Source organism: Clostridium acidisoli DSM 12555 (assembly GCF_900176305.1).
Taxonomy (GTDB): Bacteria; Bacillota; Clostridia; order Clostridiales; family Clostridiaceae; genus Clostridium_I; species Clostridium_I acidisoli.
Map to the genome: position 1 here is coordinate 77,239 of NZ_FWXH01000007.1, position 20,633 is coordinate 97,871.

Consider the following 20,633-nt stretch of genomic DNA (forward strand, 5'->3'; position numbering starts at 1 on the left):
GGTAGGTATTTTGGATTTTTTAAGTGAAGCAAATAAAATAAAAGAAGAACTTATAAATTGGAGGAGAGATTTTCATTCACATCCAGAACTTGATTATGAGTTGTTTAGGACTAATGAGAAAATTACAGAATTTTTAAAATCAGAGGGTATTGAATATACTATTACAGCTAAAACTGGAATATGTGCAATAATAAAAGGTGGAAAAGATGGGAAAACAGTTGCTCTTAGAGGTGATATGGATGCACTTCCTTTAATTGATCAAAAAACATGTGAATATTCATCAAAAAATGATGGAAAAATGCATGCATGTGGTCATGATGTGCACACAACTATACTTATGGGTACAGCAAAGCTTTTAAATAGTATAAAAAATGAAATCCAAGGGAATGTTAAGCTTTTTTTCGAACCAGCAGAGGAAACAACTGGCGGTGCAAGGCTAATGATAGCAGATGGGGTTTTAGAAAATCCACGGGTAGATGCAATTATTGGATTACATGTAAACGAATCTATTGAAGTTGGAGAAATAGGTATAAAAGAAGGAGTGGTTCATGCTGCTTCAAATCCATTTACAATAAAAATAAAGGGAAGAGGCGGTCATGGAGCACATCCTGATACAACAATAGATCCAATAGTTATTGCTTGTAATTTAATCAACACACTTCAAACAGTAATAAGCAGAGAAATATCGCCTACAGATCCAGGTGTATTAACAATAGGTTATATTCATGGTGGGACCGCTCAAAATATAATACCTGAAGAGGTTAAAATTGGCGGCATTATAAGAACGATGAATACTGAGCAAAGAGAATATGTAAAAAGGAGACTAACTGAAATAACTGAAGGCGTTGTAAGCAGTATGAGAGGACAATCAGAAGTAACAATTGAGGAAAGTTATCCTTGTCTTTATAATGATGATAATATAATAAAATTAGTTAAAGATGCTGCCCAAAGCCTAATTGGTAAAGAAAAAGTTAATATACTTCAAAGTCCTAATATGGGAGTAGAAAGTTTTGCATATTTTTCACTTGAGAGACCCTCAGCTTTTTATTTTTTAGGTTGTAGAAATGAAAAAAAGGGAATAATAAATCCTGCACATGGAAGTTTATTTGATGTTGATGAAGACTGTATTCCTATAGGAGTTGCTATCCAGTGCGAAAGTGCAATTAGAATTTTGAAATCAAATTTTTAACTTACTATTTCAGGACTTAATTGCAATTAGTAATTATATCGTAGTATAATAGAAGCTTGTTATTAAGCTGTTTAATAATTGGTAATTTTAATCTTAAATAGTAAAAAAATACGATGTAAGGGTGAAAGGTCTTAATTATAAACAAATATTAAGCTTTATATAAACTTGGAGGAAAATATGAAAATAGTAATCGGACCAAATGAAGCAGGACAAAGAGTGGATAAATTTGTAAGGAAATGGTTAAAGGATGTTCCACTAAGTGCAATTTTTAAGTCTTTTCGTAAGGGAGATATTAAAGTAAATGGAAAAAAGACTAAAGAAAAATATTCACTTGTAGAGGGTGATGTATTAGAGACGTACGAAATTAAATCAAAACCTGAAAAGAAAAAATTTGAAAGAATAAATAACAATTTTAAGGTAACATATGAAGACAATAATATGCTTCTTTTAGAAAAGTGGCCAGGAGTGCTAGTTCATTCTAATGGTGATGAAGGAGAACCAACCCTTACAGATTATGTTTTATCATATTTATATGATAAAGGAGATTATGAACCTGAAAAAGAAGTTACTTTTACACCGGCTCCATGTAACAGACTAGACAGAAATACTTCTGGAATAGTGATATTTGGTAAAAATTTTGAAGCTCTTAAACTTATAAATGAAATGATTAGGGATAGAAGGATAAAAAAATACTACATTAGTCTAGTAAAAGGAAGAATAAATGATGGTATATATGATGCATTTATATATAAGAATGAAGATGCCAATATATCTAAAGTATTTGATAAAGAAATGCCAGGTACAAAAAAGATAGCTATGGAAGTAAAAAATATTCAAAGCTGTGGAGCATTTTCACTTATAGAAATTTATCTGATTACAGGAAGAAGCCATCAACTTAGAGCACATTTAAGTCATTTAGGTAATCCAATTATAGGTGATAGTAAATACGGAGAAAAGAAACTAAATAATTTCTTTAATAATAAATATGGTTTAAATTATCAGTTTTTATATGCATATAAGGTTGTATTTAAAAACTGTCCGGATAAACTTTCTTATTTAGAGAACAAAACAATAGCAGAAACACTTCCTCCAATATTTAAGAAAATAAAAACAGATGCATTTAAATTTTAGTGTAAAAAATAGTTAGCTAATAACGAAAGCTAAATTTATAATAAGAGGTATGTTATATGAAGGAACAATCTACTTCTAAAGGGTTTGCGATACTTTCAGCAGCAACACTCTTGACAAAGGTTTTATCTTTAGTATATAACCCTTTTCTTGTATGGGTACTTGGAAGCACAAGAGGGTTTGGTATATATTCAGCAACATATCAGATATATGTATTTATATATGTATTAACAAATACAGGTATACCTAGTGCAATATCAAAACTTATATCTGAATATATAGCTGTAAAAAATTATAGGAGTGCAATTAAGACTTTTAGAATTTCAAGGACATTATTAATAGCATTAGGAATATTGATGGCGATAATAATGTTTTTATTTGCAGCACCAATAACTTCTACAATGGGATTCCCGGAGGCAAAGAATTCTGTTTTAGCATTATGTCCAGCGTTAATTTTTACAGCAATGGGATCTGCTTATAGGGGATATTTTCAAGGTAGGGGCAATATGAAACCAACGGCCATATCCCAGGTATTAGAACAAATTATAAATACAATATTCTCACTATTATTTGCCTTTGTTTTTATAAAAAAGGGAATTGTTCAAGGTGTAGTAGGGGCAACGGTAGGTACTACTTTAGGAGCACTTGCATCTTCCTTATTTCTGATGGCTATTTATGAAAAAAACAGACATGAATTAAAGGTGCGAAATACTGTTAATACAATTAAACATACAAATAAGCAAATAATGAGAAAAATAATAAAGTATAGTGTGCCAATAACTGTAAGCATAGGTGTTACTAATGCAGGTACGCTTATTGATACAACTAATACGGTTAGTAGACTTAAATTTGGTGGATTTTCAAGCGTAGCAGCACAATCGCTAAGTGGAAGTTATGGGCTTTTTATTACTTTAATAGGTGTACCTATTGCTATAATATCAGCCCTTGCAGTAAATATTTTACCAGCTGTATCTAGAGCGGTAGCCTTAAATGATAAAAAGTTAGTAAAGAGGAAGATAAATTTTGCATTGAGAGTATGTTTTCTAATAGCAATTCCATCAGCAGTAGGTTTAACTGTTTTAAGTAAACAAATCTATATGTTACTTTATTATAATAGGCCTGGATATCAGTTACTTATCTATGGAACAATTATATTAGTATTAATGTCTTTAGCACAGATACAAACAAGTATATTGCAAGGACTAGGCAAAATTTATACTGTTACCATTTACTCTATTATAGGTATAATTTTGAAAATATCAATAAACTATGTACTTATAGTAAGACCAAAAATAAACATATATGGAGCTATTGTTGGAAGTGTAGTTGGATTTTTGATTCCAATATTATTAAATACAATTTACATACGTAAAAGATTAAGAATAAAGATTAAAATAATAAGTCATGCTTTTAAGCCTTTAATATGCTCAATATTTATGGGAGCTGTACTTTGGGTTGTTTATAATGTATTTAGCACATTGATTGGTTTTGTTATAGTTGGACGTATAAATAATGCTATTTCAGTTATAATTGCAATGGTTGCAGGTATGATTGCATATTTTTATTCTTTGTTAATGATAAATGGTATATCAAGAGATGAATTAGACATTATACCATATAGATTAAAAAAACGCATTCCTAAGAAATTGTTATTAAGTAGACGATAACTTGGTTCTGTATAGTAATAGATTTCGAATAAAAGACTAAAGAATTTTATCTAGCTTTAGCTATTCTAAAATTCTTTAGTCTTTGTTTTGCAATTTTCTTGTATTATCAATAAAAGTTTATCTCAAGATAGCTTCCTTTACTGTTAGAGTCAAATATATGTATAAAACAAATCCAATAATGATAATAGTTACATTTTTTAAAATGAAAAACGAATTTGGGATAATATTATTTATTATCCCTAGAATTAAAAATAATAATATAGCAAACAGAATATCTAAAAATATAGTTGTAAAAGAAAAATGTATATTGCACATCTTATTTATTTCATGCATGTTTAAAAAATATGAAGTTAAACTTGTAATAAACAGTGTTATGGCATAACCGTAAATATTTATAACTGGAATGCCAGTTAAAATATACAAAAGAACAATCTCCTCAATAGAAACAAGTAAAGAATTAAAGAGTATTTTTGTTTGCTTCTCCAGACCACTTAATACTGAGTATGTTGATGCAGCTGCATAAGTTATTGGGGCACAAATGGAGCTAGTGATTATAAAAGAACTAAGGTCACTTCTTCCATAAAAAAGGCTACCTAAAGCATTTGGTATACACAAACTAATAATCATTGTTGAGATGCCTATGTAAAATGATATTTGAATTACCTCAGTAATCCTTTTTTCCATGGAATAAAAATCTTTTTTATTAAGATTTTTAGATATATCTGGTACTAATAATGTGGACATAGACATAATAACAACCATAGGAAAGAAGGTTATATTTAATGCCATACCTGTAAATTTACCTATAAGAGAAAGAGATGTAGCATAGGTTAGTCCAGCAAAAACTAATCTTCTTGGAACAATTAAAGTAGAGGCAGCATTTAATAATGAAGATAAAAATCCATTTATACAAAGAGGTACTGAAACTGTTAAAGTGTCAAATAAAATTTGACCAGTACCTTCTAAAATTTTATTAGTACTTCTGTATTTCCCTTTGTACATAATATAGGCTGCATATAACATTAAAAGGCTTATAAGCTCACCAAAGGTTAGTGCAGCGTATACTGCACTTATAGTTTGTACAATATTTTTAAGTAAAAACATGTTAACTATAAGAATAACAACCCCTATCCGTATAGCTTTTTCAAAAATATCAATATAAGCAGGTATTTTTGCTTCTGAAACCCCATAAAAATAACCTTTAAATACAGATGAAAGGGCTATGAAAATAAGGGCTGGACAAATTATTTCGATAGAAGAAACGGTTCTGATATCTTTTACAAGGAAGGTACCCAAAAAATTTGAATTAATAAATAATAATACAGCTATAAATATTGACCAAAAAATTTCGAATAATAAAGTAGTATGTATAAGTTTATATATATTTGAATAATCTTCATTTCCAACAAGTATAGATGACTTTCTAGATACTGCAACTATTATACCACCGCATACAACACATGAAAATAAATCGTATATAGGCATTATAAGTGAATAAAGGCCTAACCCTTCTGGACCTAACTTGTTAGAAAGTATTATTGAAAAAACAAATCTTAAAATTCCGGTGGCAAGGTTAGAAATTGTTAAAATAACAGTATCTTTATAAAATTTATCAAATTCCATTTAAGTCTCCTATAATAGTGTTTATATGTAATGTTTATGAGGGGACATGCTTTAATATTCTATATTAAAAAATTTTAGAAATTTTAACATTATTAACGAAAATTTAAAATAATATTGAATTTCTTAATATAATTTGTTAAAATTAACTTGGAATATCTATTAAAAATTGGCTTAATATGCAGTGGAGGGAAAGTGGTATGTTCAATTCGACCATTGATGAAAATAGTAATTCATTGTTTGGGGGAATGCTTAGAATAAAATTTAGCTTCGCAATGAAGGAATGTAAAAAATTAAAAGATTATGTAAAAAGTAATTCTGATTTAACCAAAGACGATTATAGGTATAGCTTACTTATTACATCTAAAAATGGAAAAAGCATAGAAAAAAAATATTTTATGTTCAAAGGTTCACATTTGGATGGCAGATTAAAGAAATTAAAAAAATTTACCTATGATGGTAATGTAATTAAACGTGTAGACGAGAACATTAAATTGAAGATATTGGCAATAGATGCCTTTTCTAAAAACGTATTCATGTATGAAACTAGAGAAGATGACAGCTATGTATATGGAAAAGCTATAAATAAGATAAAAGATAAAAAATACTCTAGTATAATTTTTATGGTAACTAGAGACGATGTTAAGGTACATAAAAAAAATATAAATACAAAAACAATGTTTGATGACATAGAAAGTTTAATCGATAAATATGGATATTAACATAACTTACATAAGCCACTCTAATATGGTATATTATTATATAGGGGGTGCAAGAACGTGGGAAAATATAGATGTATAATTTGCGGAGCTGAGATTAACGAAATTAATTTTGGCTTTAATAGTGTTGCTTTTACTGAGAAAAATAGTCAGGATCATATAATTAAATGCCCATTTTGTGGAGTTGGCTCTGAATTTTTAAGTAAAAGTGAAGATGTGATAAGAATTGGAAAAAATTTTTTAGATGAAAAAACAATAAAAATTTTAGACCATGCCGTAAAATTAGAAATTTTTAATGGAGAATTTTATAAAAGGGCATATAAAATGGCTAAACAAAGTGATATAAAAGAATTATTTAAAGCTTTAGGTAATGTAGAGATGATGCATGCAAAAATTCACTTTAACATAGGTGGATTTGAAAAAATGCCTACATTAGTTAATGTGAATTATGATAAATATGATAGTGATAATGCGCTACTAGAGTTAGCCAATGCAAAAGAAGAACATGCTGTGAAATTTTATGAAAAATATATTAATGAAATAAATAATAAAGACATTGTACGAATATTTGGAGCCCTTTGTAATGTTGAAAAAGAGCATATAGCTCTTACAAGTAGATAAATACATGCATATCCTCTTACCTTATTAATATAAATAGGTAAGAGGATTTTTTAGTGGAGGAAAATATGAGAAAAAAATTTTTAACTTTCTTGTCTATACTAATATTGCTGTTTTTAGGTCTTAAAGTATCAAGCATGAATGTCTATAACAATAATTATAAAATAGATTTACAAGATAAGAATAAAAAAGCTTCTGTGATTTTAAAAGGATTAAAGGATTCTAAAGATTTTATAGAGGATGGACAAGGTAATTTGTATGTAGCTTTTAAGAATAGAGTGCAATACATTAATATAAAAGGAGAAAGTTATGATATAATAAATAATAAGAGTCTCAATATATATAGCATTGAATATTATAAAAATTCAATTTATTACGCGTCAAATAACAGTATATATTCATATAATACAATTGATAAAAAAACTAAAGAATTAATTAATAGCATACCTAATAGTGGAGATTATAAAGACTTAAAATTAAAGGTGTATGATGGAATATTATACGCAGCTATAGGTGCTGCAACAAATTCAGGAGTTGTTGGGCCAGACAATGTATGGCTTAAAGATAATCCATTTATATATGATATGTCACCTAAAAAAATAATATTAAAGGGTCAAAATTTTCAATCCAACAAGACAGGGGCATTTTCGCCATACAATACAAGCAATGTAAAGGGTCAAATTATATCTGAACACTTTCCAGGAAATTCTTCAATTATAGCAATTAATTTAAGGACTAAAAATGCTAACACTTTTGCATATGGAATAAGAAATGTAAAAGGAATGGATACTACAAGTAAAGGAATATTAGTAGGAACTGTTGGTGGCATGGAAGATAGAGGTTTAAGGCCAGTAAAAAGGGATTCGGATTATGTTTTTAATATAGAAAGTGGTAAATGGTATGGTTTTCCTGATTATAGTGGAGGAGATCCTATAGATTCTCCTAAGTTTAGTAAAGGTGTCAAATCAAAACTTAGCTTCATATTGGACAAACAACCAACAACTAATCCACCGGCACCAATATACGAGAGTAAGTATGTGGATTCACTTGGTGCGTTAGCAGTAGATAAGGAAGGGTGTATTGGAGAAAAGGATAGCATATATTTCTATGATAATAAAGAAAAAACAATAAATTTTTTAGATGACCAAGGCGTGTGTAGAAAAATAGCTAGTTTTAATAATACGTCTAATATAACAAGCTTAAAATTTAATAAAAATGAACTTTTAGTATTGGATTCTAGAAATGGAACTTTATCATCAATCGCAAGTGTTAGTATAGATAAAAATTCTAGTGGAAACAATATAATGATATATATAATGTTTTCAGGAATAACAATAAGTATAGTAGTTATACTTGTACTTGAAAAAATAAAAATTAATAAAACTAGGTGATAATATGGAAAGAAAAATTGAGAAGCATTATGGTAATGCTGTAAGAAGTGTAATGTCAAAAGTTAATCCCATAAAGAAACTTCTAATTAAAACCAATTGTACTGTGCATAAATATATTAATATAAGAGCAATGGAAATTTTAAAGGAAGAAGGAAATGAAGAGGCATATAGGTTTTTTTTGAAGTATATATCTCAGCTTAATAGTGGAGTAGTATATGCAGACCAAGATTTTAAAAGCACAAATCATTTTTATCATTATTTAGAAGGTAGAGGTTTGTATGGATTTTCAAATGCATTAGTTGAATGTGAAAAATATTATAAGAAGGCAATTAACTATTCAGATGCAGGAGATATATCAAAAGCAGTTTTTTATTTTGGGGCAGCGTGTCATTTAATTCAAGATTCTACTGTTCCACATCATGTAAATAATAAGTTATTAAAAAGTCACAGATCTTTTGAAATGTGGATTTTAAAGAAATTAGTTAGTGGATATCCTTTTACTATGTCAGAAACTAGTAAAAGATACGAGGATATAAGTAAATATATAAAAGCAAATGCGTATATGTCAAATGATATATATGTTAAATTTAAGAATATTGCTGATACAGAAACAAAATATAAAAGAATTTCCAATGCTATAATTCCAGAAGCTGAAAGTACAACAGCAGGGTTTATGTTAGATTTCTATGAAACCATAGTTTTAAAAAAAAGGAAAGAATAAATAAAAGTGATAATTTTCCATATTATGGAGGAATTATCACTTTTTTATAGAATTAATATTATGTATGAAAATCCAATAATTCAAAAGGAATACAAGGTGATAAACATGAGTAAAGAGATATTTATAAACCTTGAAAAGGAAGCTTTTTTAGGTAATGTGCTGGACATTGGAACCGAAAACCATGGTATTGTATATGATCTTTGTAAGGGTATTGATGATAATATAACTATTGATTATATTAGTGGTGAAGAGGATAAAGGAAAAATAGAAAAAGATTTTTTTGACAGTTGTGTGATATTTTTTTCGTTATTTGATATAAAAAGCACCTACAGGAAAAATAATCTAATTAAAGATATATGCACTTTTTTAAAAAAAGATGGAATTTTATATCTATGGGATGTGGACAAACCTAGATTTAAAAGCATATATATTAAGCTTAAGGTTGTGGTTCCAAGTAAGGGTTTTAGGCAGGTTAAGATAAATGCAAGAAATCCACTAGTGGATGCCTCTTGTAAAACGACTTGTAAATTATTAAAACAATATTTTAATATAATTGATTTAAAACAGTCAGATAATATATACTATATAAAGGCACAAAAGAAAGGATGTATTTTAAGTGAAAATATTGTTGACAGCCATTAATTCTAAATATATACACAGTAATTTAGCAGTTAGATATTTAAAAGCATTTACAAAAGATTTAGATTGTGAGTGTACAATAAAAGAATTTTCTATAAATGATAGAATTGAAAAGATATTTGAAAAAATAATTGAGGAGAAACCTAATGTAGTTGCATTTTCATGTTATATATGGAATATCGAATATGTGGTAAAGCTTTCAAATCTAATTAAAATCTTAGATGAAAAAATAGAAATACTTTATGGTGGGCCTGAAGTTTCCTATGATGGAGAAAAATTTTTGTCACAAAATCCAGGTGAGTATCTTATAGTAGAAGAAGGAGAAGAAACTTTTAGAGACTTTATAGAATGGAAATTAGGAATAGGCAATTTGAAAATAAATAATATTAAAGGTTTGTATTATAAAAATGAAAAGGAAATAAGTTTTGATGGGGAAAGAAAACCAATGGATCTAAACAAAACTGTATTCCCTTATGAAAAAGATGATGAACTTCATAATAAAATTGTATATTATGAAAGCAGTCGTGGATGCCCATTTAAGTGTAAATATTGTCTTTCATCTACAACACATGGTGTAAGATTTATGGATGTAAGTAGGGTAAAAAAAGAGTTGCAGTTCTTTATCGATAAAGGAGTAAAGTTAATTAAATTTGTGGATAGAACCTTTAATTGTAATCATAGATTTTCTATGGATATATGGAAATTTTTAATAGATGCAAAAACAGACGCTACTTTTCATTTTGAAATTTCCGCGGATATACTTACAGATGAAGAAATAAATTTATTAAATACAGCACCAAAAGGTAGAATTCAACTTGAAGTTGGAGTTCAAACAACTAACAATGAAATTTTAAAAAATATTGATAGAAATATAAAATTTGAAGATATTAAAGAAAAAGTTTTAAGGCTCGAAAAAAACAGAAATATAAAGCAGCACCTTGATTTGATAGGGGGACTTCCAGGAGAGACTTTCGATATGTTTAAGAAATCCTTTAATGATGTTTATTCAATAGCACCAGAAGAAGTTCAACTTGGGTTTTTAAAACTTCTAAAAGGATCTTCAATGAGATTTGAAACAGAAAAATGGGGAATGGTATATTCACCATATGCACCTTATGAAATTTTAAGCACAGATAGTATAAGTTATGATGAAATATTAAAACTTAAAAGAACAGAAGAAGTAGTCGATAAATATTATAATTCTCAAAAATTTGGTAATATATTAAAATATTTTATGCCTAAATTTGAAAGTCCATTTGATTTTTTCTTTAAACTTGGTACATATTTTAAGAATAAGGGTTATTTAGACCGAAATATATCTTCAGCTGATTACTATAGAATATTTATGGACTTTACAGAGGAAATATTAAATGAAAATACAGAAATTTTGTCTGAAATAATAAAATACGATTATTTAAAGTTTAATAAAAAGAAGTGGCTGCCTACTTTTTTAAACAGAGTTGTGGAAAAAGATATTCACAAGAAAATTAGGACTGAACTTAAAAAAGAAAATATAGAGGATGTTCATGTAGAAAGATTTGATATAGATATACTAAAATATGAAATTTGTGGTGAAATAGTAAAGGATACTAAATATGTTATTTTTGATGAAAATAATGAGGATAATATAAAATATTTTGAGTAAATTGCTTGCCCTGGAGTTAACTTCAGGGCTTATTATATTTTTATAGGTTTATTAATATTATGAAAAAATTAATGTTTATAACATTGGAGGATAGAAATGAAAATAAAGGATTTTTCTAAAGCATCAGGTTTAACAATAGATACCCTTAGGTATTATGATAAGATTGGAATTTTAACACCTGTTAGAATAAATAATTTAAGAGAGTATGCATGTGAAGATTTAGAATTAGCAGAAGATATTAAAACATTAAAAAAATTAAAATTTTCTATTGAAGATATTAAAAATTTACTGAAACTTGGTCTAGAAATAGAAATTTATATGAAAAATAATGAAGTTATTGATTTTGAAGGCAAAAACAAATTAAGAAAACTTTTAGACTTAGTAGAGGAAAAATGCAAATGCTTGGATAAACAATATGAAGAAATAATAAAAACAAAAGTGCAGCTTGAAAGTATGATTAAGAAAGGAGAAAAATTTTTAAATGGTGAGGTAACTATAAAGTGAGCATCAGGATTATATTAGTAATAATAGCCTCTATATATGGAGCTTTGAATATTATAGTAGGAAGAGTGGGAGTAAATAAAAAAGAAATAAAAACATTATCAGCTATATGTAATGGATACAAGATGTATGGAAAAATAAATATACAACATCATATAGTTAGAGCTGTTTTTTCTATTTTTATAATTTTGTTGTTTATCTAATTGACAGAAACTATGTTTATAAAAACAAAGTCATGTGTTAAAATTAGATAATAAGGATTTGTTAGAAAAAATTATGAGGTGTATATATGGTAGGCCATGATGAAAATAAGGTGATATTTTTTGATATAGGTGGTACTTTAATTGGATCTCCGGATTTATTTCACTATATTGCAAGTAAATATGAAAATGGAGATCAAGATAAAATATCAAGGGTAATTAGAGAAAAATATGATGAAATTTATGCTAATAAGGATGAGAGTGTCTTTAAAAGTGTAAATGACATACTTAAAATTGTTTTAAAAGAAGTAGCTGTAGATATGAAGTTAGAGGATTTAAGCAGCTTTTCCCATGAGTATTATGAAAATTTTTACTTTAAAAAGGCATATTTATATGATGATGTTTTAGAGTGTCTTACGGAGTTAAAAAAGAAAAAAGTAAAACTAATAGTATTAAGTGATTCTGATTCGGATATATTAATCGGAGAGCTTAAAAAATTAGATATATATAAATATTTTGATGGATTTGTAATATCGGGGGATGTTAATGCATATAAACCTGCTGACAAAATAATTAATAAGGCATTAAATTTTTGCAATGTAAAGACAAAACAAATGTTTATGGTTGGAAATTCTGATATGGATATTTTAAGTGCTGAAAAAATGAAGGCTACATCAATACTTATAAATAGACGGGGGAAAAAAATAAATTACAAGAGTGAATACACTATAACTTCTTTAAATGAACTAATAAGGATAATATATCATTAAAAAACAAGGTGAATGCCACTAGTGACATTTACCTTTTAGATTTTTTTGAGTGTTGTTTGAATGTGTAGAGGTATTAGGAAAACTATTAATTCCATGTTGAAACGTAGAATTATATATAACTTCGTGTAATGTCAGGTTTTAAAATACTAATTAAATTTTCATATGGAATTCTAATAAAAGATATTTCAGAATTAATTGGTGAGATTTGATTAAATCCAAAAAAAATATTTAGGTTGTTATTATCTAAATAATAGGGTTGATCTTTAGCAATTCCTTTAAAATTTGAAAGTGTATTAGATGAATAAGATGAAGGATTAGCTTTAATTTCTTTAATTATTTGTTTATTTAATAAATCTATATAATCTGTTCCAGTCATAAAAAGACTTTCTAAGGGCATAGATTCACCAGTTTTAAGATTGTAATTATAAGAAGTTCGTATATAACTGTTTCGTCCATTAACCAATTCTTGAAAAATTAAAGATATGCTAAGAAGTCCATTTTTATTGTAAGTTAAAATGTAATTGTTAGAAATTTGAAAAGGGGAAAAATTACTGCCAGATGATTTCTTTTCTTTAGCATCCTCATCTGCAGCTAATTCTAGTTGATCTTTAAATTCAAATATGTCATTCTTAATATTTGAATTTATGTTGTCTAAAATTTTTGGAGATATAGCTCCTTTTAAAACAGGAACTTTTAAGTACTCATGTATATTTTGATTTTCTGAATTAATTTCATCAGTAATTACATTTAAATTGTTTATTTGGGTTCTATATGAATTTTTAATATAATATGGACATTTAACATTGTGTACATTACAGTAATACAACTTTTTCGCCTCCCTTAACCTAATATTTATAATATGTTATACTAATAAAAAATGTACATAAGGTTAAAGTAAATCTAGGAGGAAAAATTATTATGAATTTTGAAAAGTCTTGTGGAGCTGTTGTATATAAAGTTAAGGAAGGAAAAATAAAATATTTGGCTGTAAAAAGCAAAAGAGATGGTCACTGGGGGTTTGCTAAAGGTCACGTTGAAAAAGGTGAAACTGAAATTGATACTGCTAAAAGAGAAGTATTAGAAGAAACCAATATAAAAGTAAGGTTACTAGATGGGTTTAGAGTTACAAAAGAATATTATCCAAATGAGAACTTACATAAAGAAGTTGTATTTTTTATAGGAAACTCAGATATATATGATGTTAAGATTCAAGAAGAAGAGGTAGAGGATTATATACTAGCCACATATGATGAGACATACGAAACATTAACTTATGAAAGTGATAAGGATGTTCTTAAAAAAGCTAATGAATATTTATTGAAATTAGGCATATAAATTAATAGGGAATAGTTTGAAAAGAAAGAAAAAAGTGCTATAATATAGTAACAGTAAAACATTTAATTTGATGCATTTCTAAGGCGTTGTTATTTAGTACAGTAGTTAATGATAGATAGTTACAATCTGCTAAATTTATAGATTCTGTTTTAGTCTATTTCATAGGTATTCACAAGTGGGGTGTGATATATGGATAACACTAAATTAATTGACAGACTTATAATAGAATTAAATAATGTAAAATACGGTGATGAAGCTAAACTAAATTGTTTAATAGAAAAGTCAGAAATGATAGTGAAAAAAATATTTGGGGAGTCTTCTGATTATATTAGTTCTTTAAAAAATGTTAATTTTTATCCTCTTGTTTATCCAGTTGATGAATATTATTATTATATTAGCTGGAACAATGGTATAAAAAGATTGATGAATTTGTTTTTAACTATGAAAGAAGAACATCAAATATTTTTTAAAGAAATAGAAAATAAAGAAATAGAAAATAAAAATACTATCATTTTAAATAAAAAGAGGATGACGGCTTTTAGTGAAAAAAAAGAAACAAACAAAAAATTACAAGTGTTTATATCGTCTACTTATAGTGATTTAATTGAGGAAAGGCAATCGGCTGTTGAAGCAATACTAAAGTCTGGAAATATACCAGCTGGAATGGAACTTTTTAAATCAGGTAATGTTACACAATTAAAAACTATTAAGGATTGGATAGATGAGTCTGATATATATTTACTTATATTAGGTGGAAGATATGGGAGTATAGAAGCTAAATCTAGATTAAGTTATACACATCTCGAATACAATTATGCAGTGAAAAAGAAAAAACCATATTTTTCTGTTGTTATAACTGAAGATGCTCTTAATAAAAAGGTTAAAGAATTTGGAACTAATATAATTGAACTTGAAAACAGAGATAAATATAATAGATTTAGAAAACAAGTTTTAAAAAATATAAGTAGTTTTTATAATGATAAAAAGGATATTCAAATAGCTATATTGGATACTTTACGAGATTTTGATAAAAAATATGAATTTGCAGGTTGGGTACCAGGAGAATTTTTACAAGAATACAATAGGTTAAAAAAAGAAAATGAAGATTTAAAAAAACAAATTATTTATTAAAAATAGATGTACAAGTTTATATAACAACAAGGAGTGTAGAACTTTGATTAAAAAATCAATAATAATCGGTGTAATATTAGTTTTAGCTGGTGCGGCAATAGGTATGGTATCAAAAAATTGGAATTACGTATTAATCTTTAATGGCGGCATTGGAATTATAGCTTTTTTATTGGCAACTGCATATGTAAAAGTGTTTGGGAGTGCTACAACTTATGGTAAAGTAGGCAAATATAAAAAGAGTAATAATAACATTACAAATGCTGTTTTTGCTTTTGGTGGTATAAACATAATTGGAACTATAATAATATATATAATCTCATTGATATAAAAAAGGATTTCTAAAAATGAAACTAATCATTTTTAGAAATCCTTTTTTATAACTTTAGGCTAAATGTTTCACCTCTATGATGAATTTCAATAATTTTTGTATCTAAATGCAAAATTTTATTTGAAAATAGTTTTGTTATTTCAAAATTTTCTCCAAAGTGCATAGGAATAAAATATTTTGGATGCAAATTATTAATAAAATATTCGCCACCTAGATAAAATTTATCTTTTAGTCTAGGGTCAACTGGAAAAAATGTTATATCTACGTTATGTTTCTTAATTTTATGAATTTCATTTTTAAAATTTTTTTCCATTTCTAAATTATATTCTCTGCTTTCATCAAACCAATCCCACCAATTAAGGTCACCAGAATGAAAAATATCAATATTATCAACATTAATTAAAAAGGATGAACCTAAATCTGTAGATCCAAAGGCATTAACCGTTATATCATCTAATTTTAAACTATCATAAGGTGCCATAAAATTGACATTATCACCATTATGGTTTGTTTTAATGTCGTTGCTTAAAACATAAGTTATATTTTTAATATTTTTTTGCCAAGTAAAAATAACAGGATTAAAGTGATCAAAATGACTATGGGTAGCAAAAACAAATATTTTTTTATTTGTATCTTTTAGATCATAAAAATTTACAACTCCATGTTCTAATCCTTTTACAGATAAGGACGGAGTATCTAGATAATAATCAAATATTAATATATGATTTTCGGTTTCAACATAAAATCCACTGTTATACAAATAATTTACTTTAAGTGTGTTTTTCATAATGTAAATTAGCTTTCTCCATTTGGAAAAATTCCAACAAGCTAAAATCCACCTCCCTTATTTATGAATCTTTCAATTTTTAATAATTTATTCTATAATTATATTATAATCATAGAAATTGAAAGGAGTCAAAATAATGAAATTTAATTTTATTCATAACAACATAAATATTTTTGACTTAGAAAAAAGTCTTGCTTTTTATGAAGAAGCTTTAGGATTTAAAGAAGTAAAAAGAAAAAATGAAGAAAACGGAGAATTTATATTAGTATATCTAGAGGATGGTGAGACAAACTATCAGCTTGAGCTTACATGGCTTAGAGATAGAAAAGAGCCGTATAATTTAGGTGACAATGAAATTCATATGGCAGTAAGAACAGACGATTTTGATGGTGCGTATGAAAAACATAAAAAAATGGATTGTATTTGCTTTGAAAATCATAAAATGGGATTGTACTTTATAAGTGATCCAGATGGTTATTGGACAGAAATTTTACCAAATAGATAATAATAAAGATAGGGCTTAAATTAATAGTCCCATCTTTATTATAATGAAAGGGATGCATTGAAGGTGAAAAAAATAACTTTAAAAAATGGTGAGTCTTTGCTTATAAGAAAAGTAGAAAAAGAAGATATTGATGAAGTAATGCAATATATGAGCCTTATTGGAGGAGAATCGGATAATCTTACATTTGGAGATGGGGAGTGGACGGTTACTTATGAGCAGGAAATAAATTATATTGAAAATGTTAATACCAGTAATTCAATAATGTTAGTTGCTATAATAGATGGCAAAATTGTTGGATCAACATCACTTTCAGCGGGGACAAGAAGTCGAGTTAAACACACTGGTGAAATGGGAATTACAGTTAGAAAAGCTTATTGGAATTGTGGCATCGGAAGTTTATTATTAGGAGAATTGTTAAACTTCGCAAAAGAAACAAAAATTATTAGAAAAGTAAATTTAATAGTTAAAAAGGACAATCTAAATGCAATAAAGTTATATGAGAAATATGGATTTAAAAAAGAGGGATTAGTCACAAGAGAATTTTTAGTTAATGGCAAATTTTATGATTCAGTTCACATGGGACTTGAAATAGACTAAGAAGATTTTATTGAGGTTATATAAACAAAAGCCTATAGAATAGCAACTCTAAGGCTTTTAATTAGTTTAAAAATATTAAAAAAATCCCATAGGACAAGCTATATTTCTATTCATGCAAATAGGTTTTGTAAAAGAAATGTATTTTTGCAATCTGTCATTTAAAACCTTCCAATTTATATTTTGAATAAAAGTATTTATATACTTCTTTTTATCTGTGCCAAAGTCCATAAAATAGGCATGCTCGTATACATCCATAACTAGTATTGGATAAGAAAGCCATACAGCTCCAGTATCATGCAAATCACTTCCTATTATATGAAATTTACTATCAATTGAATCAATTGATAGAAGAGCCCACCCACGCACAGATAATCCTACGTTTGTAAGGTAAGAAATAAAATTATCATAAGAAGAAAACTGCCTTGTTATCATATCTAGTGCGAGGCCATGGGGAGTGTTATTTCCATTCGTCATATTTTCAAAATATAGATTATGAAGCTTTACGCCATTCAATGAATATGTTTCACCAAGCTTTAGGCTACGCATTTTTGAATAAGTTGCATTACTGTCTAGGTAATTCCCTTGTATATATGGAGTGTTCCAAATTTCATTTAGTTTATTTACATAACCAACATAAAGCTTATAGTGTTCATCTAGTTGCTTTGTTGAAATTCCTTTTACTGATTTGAAATTAAAGGTTTCAGGTTTTATATTATACATTAAAGCCACCTTATAAAAAATACTACATTATATTTTATGAGATAATGAGATAAATGTTCATATTCATAATTTAAATTCATTTACTGAAGTTTTCATTTTGTCAGACATCTCTGTCAGTATTTGTGCTGAAGAGGCAACCTTTCCAGAGGAAATTGTTAGTTCTTCAGAAGAGGCTGCTATTTCTTCAGAAGCCGCTGAATTTTCTTCTGATACAGCTGAAGCATTGTCTACCTTACTTAAAATTTCATCCTTAGATCCATTTATAGTTAACATTTCATTACTCACCGTTGAAATTTCAGGTATTATTCTTTCAATAGAAGTCATTATTGTTTTAAATGAGTCAATTGAAGTATCAATTACAGATACTTGAGAAGATAGTTTTGAACTTACATCATTAGTAGTGTTAACAACATTATCTGTGTCAGAATTAATAATATCAAGTAATTTGTTAATTTCTTCAGAAGAATTTTTGCTTTGTTCCGCAAGCTTACGGATTTCATCAGCAACTACAGCAAAACCTTTTCCTGCTTCACCAGCACGTGCAGCTTCTATGGCAGCATTTAATGCAAGGAGATTAGTTTGGTCTGAAATATCGTTGATTAATAAAGTAATTGCATTTATTTGTTTTAAATTAGCACCTAGCTCCTTAATGCTTGTATCAATAGAGCCAAAAGAAGAATTAATTATGTTAACCGAATTTACAAGTTCAATAAGATTTTTATTACTTGATGCTGCCATAGAGTTTACAGCCATAGCATTTGAATTAACATTTTCAATAGTTTTTGTAATTGAAGTTATTTTTTCGCTAAAGGTATTCATTGTAGAACTTATATCTACAAGTTCTTGAGCCTGTGAAGTTGAACCTTGAGCAACATCTTGAATAGCTGTATTAACTTCTTGTGAGGAAGCTGTCATCTCAGTAGATATTGATGATAAGGAAAGAGAATGTTCACTAATGTTATTTGAATTAGACACTATTTCTTTAAGAATTGAGGAGATAGAGCTAACAGTTGTAGCTAAAGTTTTTTGCATCTCTCCAAATTCATTTGTTTTTGTAGTGTCAATTTTTAAACTAAAATCTCCTGTTGATATAACCTTCAGTTGAGAGTTAAAATCTTTTATTGAACCCTTAATGAAATATCTCAATAATAAGGATATGACTGAGTTAGCTACAAGCATAATTAGAAAAATAGCGATAAATATCATTTTAGTGGAGTTATAACTTGTAACTGATTTATTATATAAATCGGCGGCATTTTGTTTTTCAGTTTTTACAAGTCCATCTAAGTCAGAAGTTACTAAAGTACCAATATCACCATAAGCTTTCATGGATGTTGCATCAAGAGAGGCACCATTTGTCCTTGTTTCTTTTAAGCTTGGGAATCTATTCATATAATTATTGTAATCACTTAAAAATTTATCTATTTGAGCTTTTTCTGCAGTGCTAATATTTGTTGAGGAAAACTGTTTAAACGCTGAACGAATATTGTTATCTATGGTAACAACAGAAGCAACCATAGTTTCATCATATGGTCTATCTATAATCTTAGTTAAACTATTTCTCATAGCATTAAAATTACCATTTACATCTCCCAGGACGTTTAAACGTATCAATTCATTCTTAGACAATGAAGTTAAATTTCCTTGAATCTGAGACATACCATTATATCCAATAGCCCCCATTAAAAGTACAGAAATCAATGATAATATCCACAAAATCAAAATTCCATGGATGATCTTAATATTTTTCATAGACTTAACCCTCCTTATGTATGTATATAAATGTAAAATATAGTTATTATATCGTGCGAAATATAAAAAACTTTAAGAATATTTGTAATATTTTTAATGTTACAATAACAAGCTAAAATAAAGAAAAACAATAAAAAAATTAAAATATTAATGAAATATTAAAAAATGTTTACTGGTGGTTAATAAATACGTATAATAACATTAATTAAATAATATGGAGGTTAACTTATGGATGAAATTGATTTCAAAATAATTGACGTATTGAAGCAAAATAGTAAAGTAACCAATTCGCAAATAAGTAAAAAAGTAAGTCTTTCTATTCCAGCAATTGGTGAGAGAATAAGAAAAATGGAGCAAGCAAACATAATTGAAAAATATACTATAAAGGTTAACAGGGAAAAAATAAATTATAAGGTTTTAGCTTTTGTTTTCATAAATATTGATAAAACAGAAAATATAAAAAATTTTAGGGAAAACATTATTAAATACAATTCCGTATTAGAATGTCATCATGTTGCAGGTGAATATGATTATTTATTAAAGGTTTTAGTTGAGGATACTAAGAGTTTGGAATATTTTTTATCAGATATTTTAAAGAAAATCAAAGGTGTGTGCAAATCGAATACAATAATAACTTTATCATCGCTAAAAGAAAATATTAATGTATGAG

The 20,633-nt window shown here is 27.4% G+C and carries 23 protein-coding genes; 18 read left to right on the forward strand and 5 right to left on the reverse strand.

Annotated elements, in window-relative coordinates:
- Window positions 1–10: 10 nt before the first annotated feature.
- The 3 genes from B8978_RS10850 (at window position 11) to B8978_RS10860 (ending at window position 3,984) form a co-directional block, all read left to right on the forward strand.
- Complete coding sequence (locus B8978_RS10850; RefSeq protein ID WP_084116049.1) at window positions 11–1,189, forward strand: M20 metallopeptidase family protein; 1,179 nt, start codon at window positions 11–13, stop codon at window positions 1,187–1,189.
- A gap of 177 nt (window positions 1,190–1,366) precedes the next feature.
- Window positions 1,367–2,320: an RluA family pseudouridine synthase gene (locus B8978_RS10855; protein WP_084116050.1), complete on the forward strand. Its 954-nt coding sequence runs from the start codon at window positions 1,367–1,369 to the stop codon at window positions 2,318–2,320.
- Between the two features lie 56 nt (window positions 2,321–2,376).
- Window positions 2,377–3,984, forward strand: a complete 1,608-nt coding sequence (locus B8978_RS10860; RefSeq protein ID WP_084116051.1) for a putative polysaccharide biosynthesis protein — start codon at window positions 2,377–2,379, stop codon at window positions 3,982–3,984.
- Window positions 3,985–4,101: 117 nt separating this feature from the next.
- Here B8978_RS10860 and spoVB read toward each other — a convergent pair whose 3' ends face one another.
- Window positions 4,102–5,607 carry a stage V sporulation protein B gene (spoVB, locus tag B8978_RS10865; protein ID WP_084116052.1) on the reverse strand — a complete coding sequence of 502 codons (1,506 nt, stop codon included), beginning with the start codon at window positions 5,605–5,607 and terminating at the stop codon, window positions 4,102–4,104.
- A 197-nt stretch (window positions 5,608–5,804) separates the two neighbouring features.
- Here spoVB and B8978_RS10870 point away from each other — a divergent pair, with 197 nt between their 5' ends.
- From B8978_RS10870 to B8978_RS10910, 9 genes are all read left to right on the forward strand, one after another.
- Window positions 5,805–6,326, forward strand: a complete 522-nt coding sequence (locus tag B8978_RS10870; protein WP_084116053.1) for a hypothetical protein — start codon at window positions 5,805–5,807, stop codon at window positions 6,324–6,326.
- 57 nt (window positions 6,327–6,383) lie between these two features.
- Window positions 6,384–6,944, forward strand: a complete 561-nt coding sequence (locus B8978_RS10875) for a ferritin-like domain-containing protein (RefSeq protein WP_084116054.1) — start codon at window positions 6,384–6,386, stop codon at window positions 6,942–6,944.
- A 65-nt stretch (window positions 6,945–7,009) separates the two neighbouring features.
- Window positions 7,010–8,332 (forward strand): PQQ-dependent sugar dehydrogenase family protein, encoded by a 1,323-nt coding sequence (locus B8978_RS10880; protein ID WP_084116055.1) that lies wholly within the window; start codon window positions 7,010–7,012, stop codon window positions 8,330–8,332.
- A 4-nt stretch (window positions 8,333–8,336) separates the two neighbouring features.
- Window positions 8,337–9,053, forward strand: coding sequence for a zinc dependent phospholipase C family protein (locus B8978_RS10885; protein ID WP_084116056.1), 717 nt, complete (start codon window positions 8,337–8,339; stop codon window positions 9,051–9,053).
- Between the two features lie 60 nt (window positions 9,054–9,113).
- Window positions 9,114–9,695, forward strand: a complete 582-nt coding sequence (locus B8978_RS10890) for a hypothetical protein (RefSeq protein WP_242950540.1) — start codon at window positions 9,114–9,116, stop codon at window positions 9,693–9,695.
- Window positions 9,670–11,337, forward strand: a complete 1,668-nt coding sequence (locus tag B8978_RS10895; RefSeq protein ID WP_084116057.1) for a B12-binding domain-containing radical SAM protein — start codon at window positions 9,670–9,672, stop codon at window positions 11,335–11,337. Before B8978_RS10890 ends, B8978_RS10895 begins: the two co-directional genes overlap by 26 nt.
- A 96-nt stretch (window positions 11,338–11,433) precedes the next feature.
- Entirely contained in the window at window positions 11,434–11,841 is a 408-nt protein-coding gene (locus B8978_RS10900; protein ID WP_084116058.1) for a MerR family transcriptional regulator, read from the forward strand.
- Window positions 11,838–12,041: a hypothetical protein gene (locus B8978_RS10905; protein ID WP_084116059.1), complete on the forward strand. Its 204-nt coding sequence runs from the start codon at window positions 11,838–11,840 to the stop codon at window positions 12,039–12,041. The genes B8978_RS10900 and B8978_RS10905 overlap by 4 nt, the downstream gene beginning before the upstream one ends.
- An 86-nt stretch (window positions 12,042–12,127) precedes the next feature.
- Window positions 12,128–12,808, forward strand: coding sequence for an HAD family hydrolase (locus B8978_RS10910; RefSeq protein WP_139796034.1), 681 nt, complete (start codon window positions 12,128–12,130; stop codon window positions 12,806–12,808).
- 109 nt (window positions 12,809–12,917) lie between these two features.
- On the opposite strand, the gene B8978_RS10915 is transcribed toward B8978_RS10910, so the two are convergent.
- On the reverse strand, window positions 12,918–13,634 hold the full coding sequence (locus B8978_RS10915) for a DUF3298 and DUF4163 domain-containing protein (RefSeq protein ID WP_139796035.1): 717 nt from the start codon (window positions 13,632–13,634) through the stop codon (window positions 12,918–12,920).
- A 92-nt stretch (window positions 13,635–13,726) separates the two neighbouring features.
- Here B8978_RS10915 and B8978_RS10920 point away from each other — a divergent pair, with 92 nt between their 5' ends.
- From B8978_RS10920 to B8978_RS10930, 3 genes are all read left to right on the forward strand, one after another.
- Window positions 13,727–14,143 carry a bis(5'-nucleosyl)-tetraphosphatase gene (locus B8978_RS10920; protein ID WP_084116061.1) on the forward strand — a complete coding sequence of 139 codons (417 nt, stop codon included), beginning with the start codon at window positions 13,727–13,729 and terminating at the stop codon, window positions 14,141–14,143.
- 189 nt (window positions 14,144–14,332) lie between these two features.
- A complete protein-coding gene (locus B8978_RS20080) occupies window positions 14,333–15,274 on the forward strand; it encodes a DUF4062 domain-containing protein (protein ID WP_207651883.1) in 942 nt (313 codons plus the stop codon).
- 43 nt (window positions 15,275–15,317) lie between these two features.
- Entirely contained in the window at window positions 15,318–15,602 is a 285-nt protein-coding gene (locus B8978_RS10930; protein WP_084116062.1) for a hypothetical protein, read from the forward strand.
- Window positions 15,603–15,648: 46 nt separating this feature from the next.
- Here the strand turns inward: B8978_RS10930 and B8978_RS10935 are convergent, their stop codons facing one another.
- Window positions 15,649–16,389 (reverse strand): MBL fold metallo-hydrolase, encoded by a 741-nt coding sequence (locus B8978_RS10935; protein WP_084116063.1) that lies wholly within the window; start codon window positions 16,387–16,389, stop codon window positions 15,649–15,651.
- A gap of 136 nt (window positions 16,390–16,525) precedes the next feature.
- On the opposite strand from B8978_RS10935, the gene B8978_RS10940 reads away from it, so the two are divergent.
- Both B8978_RS10940 and B8978_RS10945 read left to right on the forward strand, forming a co-directional pair.
- Complete coding sequence (locus B8978_RS10940) at window positions 16,526–16,894, forward strand: VOC family protein (protein ID WP_084116064.1); 369 nt, start codon at window positions 16,526–16,528, stop codon at window positions 16,892–16,894.
- Between the two features lie 63 nt (window positions 16,895–16,957).
- Window positions 16,958–17,491: a GNAT family N-acetyltransferase gene (locus B8978_RS10945; RefSeq protein ID WP_084116065.1), complete on the forward strand. Its 534-nt coding sequence runs from the start codon at window positions 16,958–16,960 to the stop codon at window positions 17,489–17,491.
- Window positions 17,492–17,566: 75 nt separating this feature from the next.
- Here B8978_RS10945 and B8978_RS10950 read toward each other — a convergent pair whose 3' ends face one another.
- Both B8978_RS10950 and B8978_RS10955 read right to left on the reverse strand, forming a co-directional pair.
- Window positions 17,567–18,211 carry a superoxide dismutase gene (locus B8978_RS10950; RefSeq protein ID WP_084116066.1) on the reverse strand — a complete coding sequence of 215 codons (645 nt, stop codon included), beginning with the start codon at window positions 18,209–18,211 and terminating at the stop codon, window positions 17,567–17,569.
- A 63-nt stretch (window positions 18,212–18,274) separates the two neighbouring features.
- Entirely contained in the window at window positions 18,275–19,963 is a 1,689-nt protein-coding gene (locus B8978_RS10955) for a methyl-accepting chemotaxis protein (RefSeq protein WP_084116067.1), read from the reverse strand.
- Window positions 19,964–20,191: 228 nt separating this feature from the next.
- Here B8978_RS10955 and B8978_RS10960 point away from each other — a divergent pair, with 228 nt between their 5' ends.
- Window positions 20,192–20,632 carry an Lrp/AsnC family transcriptional regulator gene (locus B8978_RS10960; protein WP_084116068.1) on the forward strand — a complete coding sequence of 147 codons (441 nt, stop codon included), beginning with the start codon at window positions 20,192–20,194 and terminating at the stop codon, window positions 20,630–20,632.
- Window position 20,633: the final 1 nt, after the last annotated feature.